This is a genomic window from Dyella sp. EPa41, from assembly GCF_016586165.1.
GTDB lineage: Bacteria > Pseudomonadota > Gammaproteobacteria > Xanthomonadales > Rhodanobacteraceae > Dyella.
Window position 1 is genome coordinate 43096 of the sequence record NZ_BCPR01000031.1, and the last position, 9363, is coordinate 52458.

Consider the following 9363-nt stretch of genomic DNA (forward strand, 5'->3'; position numbering starts at 1 on the left):
CACCACCCCGCCGAATCATGGCACGGCGGTGGTCACCAACCACTCTGCCGCGCTGATCCAGTACAGCAACGATGGCCATGGCGCCACGACAGATACGTTCACATTCGATGATGGCTCGGGTTCCCACAACGTTGTCGTGACGCTGTACATCGCCGCAGCAACCTCGTCTATCACCGTTTCATCCTCGCCTTTGACCATACCTTCGGGAACCGTGGCCATCGCCTATCCAGGGGCCACCTTCAGCGCATCCGGCGGCACCGGACCGTACACTTTCACCGTCAGCAGCGGCTCCCTGCCCCCGGGCCTCACGTTGAGCGGCAACGCCATCTCCGGTACGCCGACCACCCAAGGCAACTATTCGTTCTCGATCACGGCAACCGACAGCGCCAGCACGCCTGTCACAGGTACGGCCAGCTACTCGATCTCGATCGGCGCGCCGAACATCACCATCACCAATACGCCTGCCAACGCGGTCATCAACGTCGCCTACAGCTTCGCATTGGCGGCATCCGGTGGGACGCCCCCTTACACCTACACAATGGACGGCGGCACCACGCTTCCGCCCGGCCTGACATTGGCGTCGAATGGCACCATCAGCGGTACACCGACGACGTTGGGCACGACCAACTTCACCGTGCGCGCGACCGACAACAGCTCGCCGACGCATTTCTTCTCGGCAAACAACCTGTCCATCACCGTGCAGAACCTGCCGCCGCCGATTGCCAACCCGGTGAGCGCCACGGTTGCCTATAACAGCACCAACAATCCGATCACGCTCAATATCACCGGCGGCGCGCCGGCCTCCGTCGCGGTCGGCACCCAGGCCGCCCACGGTACGGCGGTCGCCAGCGGTACCTCGATCACCTACACGCCCACTCCGGGCTACGCTGGCCCGGACAGCTTCACGTACACGGCCACCAACGCCGGTGGCACGTCGTCGCCGGCCACGGCGACGATCACCGTGTCGCCGCCGACCATCACCTACACGCCATCCAGCCCGGCCGCCGGTACGGTCGGCGTGGCCTATAGCCAGTCGCTCGCGGGCGCCAGCGGCGGTGCATCGCCATATACCTACGCCAGGGTGTCAGGCAGCCTGCCGGCTGGCCTCACGCTGGGCAGCAACGGCACCTTGTCGGGTACACCCACGGCAAGCGGAACGTTCACCTTCACGGTGAAAGCCACGGACAGCAGCACCGGCACCGGTCCGTTCAGCGCCACCAGCGGCACGCTGACCCTGACCATCAATGCGCCGACCATCAGCTACGCGCCGGCCAATCCTGCGGCGGCGACGGTAGGCGTCGCCTACAGCCAGTCGCTGGCAAGCGCCAGCGGCGGCACCTCGCCGTATAGCTATGCCATCGCGACCGGCAGTCTGCCGCCAGGCATCACGCTGGCGAGCAACGGCACGCTGTCGGGTACGCCTACCGCGGGCGGTACGTACAACTTCACCGTGACCGCTACCGACAGCAGCGGCGGCACCGGACCGTTCAGCGCGACCAGCGCCCCGCTGACGCTGGCCGTGAATGCGCCCACCATCACGTTGGCGCCGGCCACGCTGGTTCCTCCGACCGTCGGCACGGCCTACGCGCAGAACGTATCGGCCTCCGGCGGCACCGCCGGATATTCCTATGCGGTCACCGGTGCCTTGCCGGCCGGCATCACCGTGAGCAATACCGGTGCGATCTCGGGTACGCCCACGTCCGCTGGTACCTACACCTTCATCGTCACCGCCACCGACAGCAGTACCGGCAGCGGGCCCTATACTGGCAGCCACGCATACACCGTCACGGTGAACGCGCCTGCGCTGACGCTGACGCCATCGTCCGGCGGCACCGCCAACGCCACTGCCGGCTCCCCGGTCAGCGCGACCTTTGCGGCCGGCAACGGTACGTCGCCGTACACGTATGTGATCAGCGCGGGCGCGTTGCCCGCGGGTGTGACGTTGTCGTCCACCGGCACGCTATCGGGTTCGCCGTCGGTTGCCGGCAACTTCAACTTCACTGTAACGGCCACTGACAGTTCGACCGGCGCGGGCGCACCGTTCTCGATATCAGGCAACTACACCCTTGCCGTGGTGGCGCCGACCATCACGCTGTCGCCGGGCAGCTTGCCGCCACCGACGGTCGGCAACGCCTACAGCCAGGCCATTACCGGATCCGAAGGGCATCCAACCACGTTTACCTACAGCGTGACGTCCGGCCAGCTGCCGACGGGCTTGTCGCTGAACCTCAACACGGGCGTATTGAGCGGCACGCCGACGGCAGCGGGTACGTTCAACTTCACCGTGACCGCGACCGACGCGGGGGGCTTTACCGGCAGCCAGGCCTATAGCGTTCCGGTGGGTGCCGGCACCGTCGTGCTCAACGCGGGCGCACTGGCCAACGCTTCGGCGGAGGCGCCCTATACCCATACGTTCACCGCCAGCGGTGGCACCGGGCCATATAGCTATTCGCTGACGACGGGCGCCTTGCCCGCGGGCCTGACGCTGTCCTCGGGCGGCGTTCTGAGCGGCACGCCGACGGCCGCCGGCACGTTCAATTTCACCATCAAGGCGACCGACAGCAGTACCGGTACCGGTGCGCCGTTCACGGCCAGCCAGTCGTACTCGCTTACCGTGTCGGCCCCGGCCATCACGGTCGCGCCGGCGACACTGCCGGCGGGCACGGGTGGCGTTGCCTTCAGCCAGACCGTCAGTGCCAGCGGCGGCAACGGTAGTTACACCTATAGCCTCTCCGCGGGTGCGTTGCCGCCGGGCATCGGGCTCAGCAGCAGCGGCGTCCTGTCCGGCACGCCGACCACGGCCGGTATCTACAACTTCACCATCACCGCGGCCGACGGCGTCGGCTTCACCGGCAGCCAGGCCTACACGTTCACCGTCAACGCGCCGACGATTGCGGTTTCACCGGCCACCTTGCCGGCAGGCACGGGTGGCGCCGCCTATAGCCAGACGCTCAGCGCGAGCGGCGGCCAAGGCGGCTACACCTACAGCCTCGCTGCGGGTGCGCTGCCGCCCGGCATCGCGCTCAGCAGCGGCGGCGTCGTGTCCGGCACGCCGACTACGGTCGGCAGCTACAACTTCACGGTCAAGGCCACCGACGGTTTCGGCTTCACCGGCAGCCAGGCCTATACATTCACCGTTGGCGCGCCGGCGATCACGTTCTCCCCGGCGGCACTGCCGGCCGGTACCGGTGGCGCCGCCTATAGCCAGACGCTCAGCGCGAGCGGAGGCCATGGCGGCTACACCTACAGCCTCTCCGCGGGTGCATTGCCGCCGGGCATCGCGCTCAGCAGCGGCGGCGCCGTGTCCGGCACGCCGACCACGGCGGGCAGCTACAGCTTCACGGTCACGGCCACCGACGGCTTTGGCTATACGGGCAGCCAGGCTTATACCGTCAACGTCAACGCGCCGACGATCAGCTTCTCGCCGGCGACGCTGCCGGCAGGGATCGGCGGCGTCGCCTACACCCAGACGCTCAGCGCGAGCGGGGGGCATGGCGGCTATACCTACAGCCTCGTGTCGGGCGCGCTGCCGCCTGGCATCGCGCTCAGCAGCGCGGGCCCGATCAGCGGCACGCCGACGACGGCCGGCAGTTTCAACTTCACCGTCAAGGTGACCGATGGCTTCGGCTTTATCGCCACCCAGGCCTACACCATCGCGGTGAACGCGCCGACCATCGTCTTCACGCGGACCACGCTTCCCGGTGGCCAGGTGGCCGTTGCCTACAGCCAGACGGTGAGTGCGGGCGGCGGCAGCGGCAGCTACACCTATAGCCTCACGGCCGGCTCCTTGCCGCCCGGCGTTGCGTTGAGCAGCAGTGGTGCGCTCAGCGGCACGCCGACCGCCGCGGGCAACTACAGTTTCACCGTCACGGCTACCGATGGCCTGGGCTTCACCGGCAGCCAGGCATACACGGTGAGCATCAACCAGCCCGTGCCGGTGGCGGTGAACGATACGGCCACGACCCCGGCCAATTCGCCCGTCACCATCACGGTGACCGGCAACGACACCGGCCCGATCACCAGCACCGCGGTGGCGCAGGCGCCCGCGCACGGCAGCGCCACGGTCAACGGGCTCAACGTGGTCTACACGCCGGCCAGCAACTACTTCGGCAGCGACAGTTTCACCTATACCGCGACGGGCCCCGGTGGAACGTCCGCGCCGGCCACCGTCAGCGTGACGGTGACGCCGCTGGCGGTGCCGGTGGCGGCGGCGCAGGCAGCCAGCGTGTTGGCGGGCAAGACGGTAACGATCCACGCCACCCAGGGCGCCACGGGTGCACCGTTCACCACGGTGGCCATCGTCACCGCGCCGGCCAAGGGCACGGCTTCGGTGAGCGGCACCGATATCGTCTACACGGCGCCCATCGATGCATCCGGCGCGGTGACGCTGGATTACACGCTGTCCAATCCGTTCGGCGCATCGCAACCGGCGCGTGTCACGGTCACCGTGAACCCGGTGCCGTTGCCGGCGGCCTTGGCCGCCAACGTGGTGGCAGGCCGTACGGTGCAGGTGGATCTCACCAGCGCGGCGCACGGCGGTCCGTTCACGGCGGCAACGCTGGTTGCCGTGTCGCCCTCCAACGCGGGCAGCGCCAGCATCCACGGCTCCGCTTCCGGCTATACGCTCGACTTCACGGCCAACAACGCCTTCAGCGGGCAGGCGCAGGTGAGCTATACGCTCAGCAACGCATATGCCACCTCGGCGGCGGCCACCGTCACCATCAGCGTGACAGGGCGCAGCGATCCGTCGAAGGACGCGGAGGTCCTCGGCATTCTGGCGGCCCAGGCGGATTCGGCACGCCGCCTGGCGCTGGGGCAGATCGACAACTTCCAGCGTCGCCTGGAGACGCTGCACACCGGTGCTGCCAGCGGCGGATTCACCAACGGCATCAGCCTGAGCTCGGCCAGTGCACGCCAGAACCGCGATCCCATGTTCGGGTTGCGCGGTCGCGACGACGAGTGGAGCCGCCGTTACATCGTGCAGCCGGACGAGCCGCCGGCGAGTGATGTGCCGCGTGGCGGCGGCAAGCTGGGCGAGTGGTCGGTGTGGACCGGCGGCGCCGTGAACTTCGGCAAGACCCTGCCGGGCACGAGCGACAACGGCATCGACTTCACCACCTCGGGCATCAGCATGGGCGTGGATCGTGCGTTCGGCGACACGTTCGCGTTGGGTGCCGGCGTGGGCTATGGCCACGATGCCTCGGACATCGGCCACCACGACAGCCGCAGCACGGTCGATGGCTACAGCGCCGCCGTGTATGGAAGCTACCGGCCGTCGCCACTGGTCTATATCGACGCGCTGGCCGGTTACCAGTGGATGTCGTTCGATGCGCGTCGCTACGTCACCGACAACGGCAACACGGTGCACGGCAGCCGCGATGGCACGCAGCTGTTCGCCTCGCTGTCGGTGGGTTACGAACACCGCACGCAGGACGACATGCTCGTGTCGCCATACGGCCGCTTCGATTTCGCCCGCGCCAGCCTCGACAGCTACACCGAGCATGGTGATGACATCTACGCGCTGCAGTACGAGAGCCAGACGGTGAAGACCAGCACGGGCGTGCTCGGCCTGCGTGCGCAGTGGGTGGCCAAGCGCGACTACGGCGTGTGGATGCCGCAGCTGCGTGCGGAGTTCAGGCACGACTTCCAGGGTTCCAGCGTGGCGGCGATGCGTTACGCCGACCTGCTGGGTGGTCCGCTGTACTCGGCCTCGCTGGGCGCCACCTCGCGCAACCACACCCTGGTCGGGGCGGGCGTGATGCTGCAGACGCTCAGCGGCTGGTCGCTGCGCGCGGAATACCAGAACCTGCTGGACAACAGCACGCGCGACAACCAGTCGATCCAGCTGGGCGTGGAGAAGAAGTTCGACCCGTGATGGACGGGGTGGGCCCGGACACCCGGGCCCACCCATTCGCGGCCGTATTGTCTCGATCCAATTGGCGAGAAACGCCGCCGGAGCTACACTCGGAGGGTTTCCCGCCTCCTCGCCCAGGGGGCGTCCACCTACAGCCGCGCCAACCCCCAGGCGCCGCGGAGAGAAGCTCCCCATGGATCAGCTCGACGACATCCTCCAACAGGACCTCGACCCCACCGAAACCCAGGAATGGGTCGAATCGCTCAATGCGGTCATCAACCATGACGGCACCGAGCGCGCGCACTACCTGCTGGAAAAGATGGTCGATTCGACGCGCCGGGCCGGCGGCTACCTGCCGTTCAACCCGACCACCGAATACGTCAACACCATCGCGCCCGCCAACGAAGCCAAGATGACCGGCGACGCGGCGATGGAGTGGCGCATCCGCACGCTGATCCGCTGGAACGCGATGGCCATGGTGGTGCGCGCCAACCGCAAGCCGGGCGAGCTGGGCGGCCACATCGCCAGCTTCGCGTCCTCGGCCACGTTGTACGACGTGGGCTTCAACCATTTCTGGCGCGCGCCCAGCGCCGACCATCCGGGCGACCTGGTGTTCCACCAGGGCCACTCCAGCCCGGGCATCTACGCGCGCTCCTTCCTGGAAGGCCGCATCTCCGAAGAACAGCTCGACCTGTTCCGCATGGAAGTGGCCGGCCACGGCCGCGGCCTGTCCTCGTACCCGCACCCCTGGCTGATGCCGGACTACTGGCAGGTACCGACGGTGTCGATGGGCCTGGGCCCGATCCAGGCGATCTACCAGGCGCAGTTCTGGAAGTACCTGGAAAACCGCGGCCTGATGCCGAAGACCGATCGCAAGATCTGGTGCTTCATGGGCGACGGCGAGACCGACGAACCCGAGTCGCTCGGCGCCATCTCGCTGGCCGGCCGCGAAGGCCTGGACAACCTGGTGTTCGTGATCAACGCCAACCTGCAGCGCCTGGACGGCCCGGTGCGCGGCAACGGCAAGATCATCCAGGAACTGGAAGGCGTGTTCCGTGGCGCCGGCTGGAACGCCATCAAGGTGGTGTGGGGCAGCTACTGGGATCCGCTCCTCGCCCGCGACACCAAGGGCGTGCTGCGCAAGCTGATGATGGAAACCGTCGACGGCGAGTACCAGGCGTGCAAGGCCTTCGGCGGCGCGTACACGCGCGAGCATTTCTTCGGCAAGTATCCGGAGACGCGCGAGATGGTCGCCAACCTCTCCGACGACGACATCTGGCGCCTCAACCGCGGCGGCCATGACCCGCACAAGGTCTACGCGGCCTACCACCAGGCCGTGAACACCAAGGGCATGCCGACGGTGATCCTGGCCAAGACGGTGAAGGGCTACGGCATGGGCTCGGCCGGCGAATCGCAGAACCCGACGCACCAGCAGAAGAAGCTGGACGCCGACGCCGTGCGCCACTTCCGCGACCGCTTCAACATCCCGGTGTCGGACGAGAAGCTGGCCGACGTGCCGTACTACCACCCGGGCAAGGATTCGCCGGAAGTGCAGTACATGATGGAGCGTCGCCGCGCGCTGGGCGGCTTCCTGCCGCAGCGTCGCCGCCACACCGACGTGAAGCTCAAGGCGCCGGAACTGTCGGCGTTCACGCAGATCACCAACGGTACCGGCGAGCGCGAGATCTCCACCACCATGGCGCTGGTGCGCGGCATGAACCTCCTGCTGCGCGACAAGCAGATCGGCGAGCGCATCGTGCCGATCGTGGCCGACGAAGCCCGCACCTTCGGCATGGAAGGCATGTTCCGCCAGATCGGCATCTACGCGCCGTTCGGCCAGAAGTACCGTCCGCAGGACGCCGACCAGCTGCTGTACTACCGCGAAGACCAGAAGGGCCAGGTGCTGCAGGAAGGCATCTCCGAGGCCGGCGGCATGGCCGCCTGGATGGCCGCGGCCACCAGCTACAGCATCAGCAACCAGCCGATGCTGCCGTTCTTCATCTACTACTCGATGTTCGGCTTCCAGCGCATCGGCGACCTGGCCTGGGCGGCCGGCGACATGCGCGCGCGCGGCTTCCTCATCGGCGGCACCGCGGGTCGCACCACGCTGAACGGCGAAGGCCTGCAGCACGAGGACGGCCATTCGCACCTGCTGTCCGGTGCGATCCCCAACGTGAAGTCGTACGATCCGACGTTCTCGTATGAAATCGCCGTGATCCTGCAGGATGGCACCCGTCGCATGGTGCAGGAGCAGGAAGACGTCTACTACTACATCACCGTGATGAACGAGAACTACAGCCATCCCGACCTGCCGCAGGGCGTCGAGGAAGGCATCATCAAGGGCATGTACCTGTTCAAGGACGCCGGCAAGCCGAAGAAGGGCGAGCCGCGCGTGCAGCTGCTGGGTTCGGGCACGATCCTGCGCGAGGTGATCGCCGCCGCCGAGCTGCTGGAAAAGGACTTCGGCGTCACCTCCGACATCTGGTCGTGCCCGAGCTTCACCGAGCTGCGCCGCGATGGCTTCGACGCCGAGCGCTGGAATCGCCTGCATCCGGAAGCCGACCAGCGCGTGCCGTACGTCACCGGCCTGCTGCAGGGCCGCCAGGGCCCGGCGATTGCCGCGACCGACTACGTGCGCGAGTTCGCCGACCAGATCCGCGCCTTCATGCCCGACGGCATGCGCTACACGGTGCTCGGCACCGACGGCTTCGGCCGTTCGGACACGCGTGAGCACCTGCGTGGCTTCTTCGAGGTGGATCGCTACTGGATCGCGCATGCCGCGTTGGCGGCGTTGGCGAAGGATGGCAAGGTGAACGCCAAGGATGTCGCTCGCGCCATCAAGACCTACAAGCTCGATCCGGACAAGCCGAATCCGCTGACGGTTTGATGTTTGCGTCTTCTCCTCTTCCCACGGGAAGAGGACACGATAAGGAGGCCCGCTGTGACCCAGCGGGCCTCTTTTTTTGCCGATTACGGTTCCCGGCGCCCCCGCTCCCTCTCTTGTAGGAGCGCACCCTGTGCGCGACAGCCTTTTGCGCCTGTTCGCATGTTTTCGTTCTTGTAAGAGCGGGGTATGCCTTCGGTAGCCCCACTTCCGCCAGGTTGCCGCCTACGCGGCGGGCGTTTCGACGTCCTGCCGGCCGCCGAGTCACTTTTCTTTTGCTGGCCCAAAAGAAAAGTAACCCAAAGAAAATGGCCTTGAGAGCCAAGGCTCATAGCAGTACGAGAGATAGAAGCGTCGGCCGACCGAGGCCAGCCGGGATGGGCCCGTTACTACCTCGAACGTCGCGGCTACACCGCAACGCGTCATCGCGAAGAGGACTTAAAGCCGCTTCGCTGAGCCGTGATGAAGCCTGCGGGGCGCGGCACCTTCTCCCTCTCCCCTCCGGGGAGAGGGTTGGTGTGAGGGGTCAATCTTGCGACTAACTCCGTTCGAAGCATGTTCTGTAGCGAAGAGGACTTAAAGCCACTTCGCTGAGTCGTGATGAAACCTATGAGGCGCCGCACCC

The 9363-nt window shown here is 66.9% G+C and carries 3 protein-coding genes; 2 read left to right on the forward strand and 1 reads right to left on the reverse strand.

The window, feature by feature from the left end:
* Positions 1–15: 15 nt before the first annotated feature.
* Positions 16–219 (reverse strand): hypothetical protein, encoded by a 204-nt coding sequence (locus JMF82_RS22020; protein WP_236585434.1) that lies wholly within the window; start codon positions 217–219, stop codon positions 16–18.
* On the opposite strand from JMF82_RS22020, the gene JMF82_RS11735 reads away from it, so the two are divergent.
* Positions 212–5875: a putative Ig domain-containing protein gene (locus tag JMF82_RS11735; protein WP_236585435.1), complete on the forward strand. Its 5664-nt coding sequence runs from the start codon at positions 212–214 to the stop codon at positions 5873–5875. The two genes, JMF82_RS22020 and JMF82_RS11735, sit on opposite strands and share 8 nt — an antisense overlap.
* Before the next feature lie 172 nt (positions 5876–6047).
* Complete coding sequence (gene aceE / locus JMF82_RS11740; protein WP_201314762.1) at positions 6048–8741, forward strand: pyruvate dehydrogenase (acetyl-transferring), homodimeric type; 2694 nt, start codon at positions 6048–6050, stop codon at positions 8739–8741.
* The last annotated feature ends 622 nt before the right edge of the window (positions 8742–9363 follow it).

Bases quoted from the DNA above. Each gene is read 5' to 3' on its own strand.
- aceE (WP_201314762.1), top strand. From the start codon at position 6,048: ATGGATCAGCTCGACGACATCCTCCAACAGGACCTCGACCCCACCGAA.
- JMF82_RS22020 (WP_236585434.1), bottom strand. From the start codon at position 219: ATGGCCACGGTTCCCGAAGGTATGGTCAAAGGCGAGGATGAAACGGTG.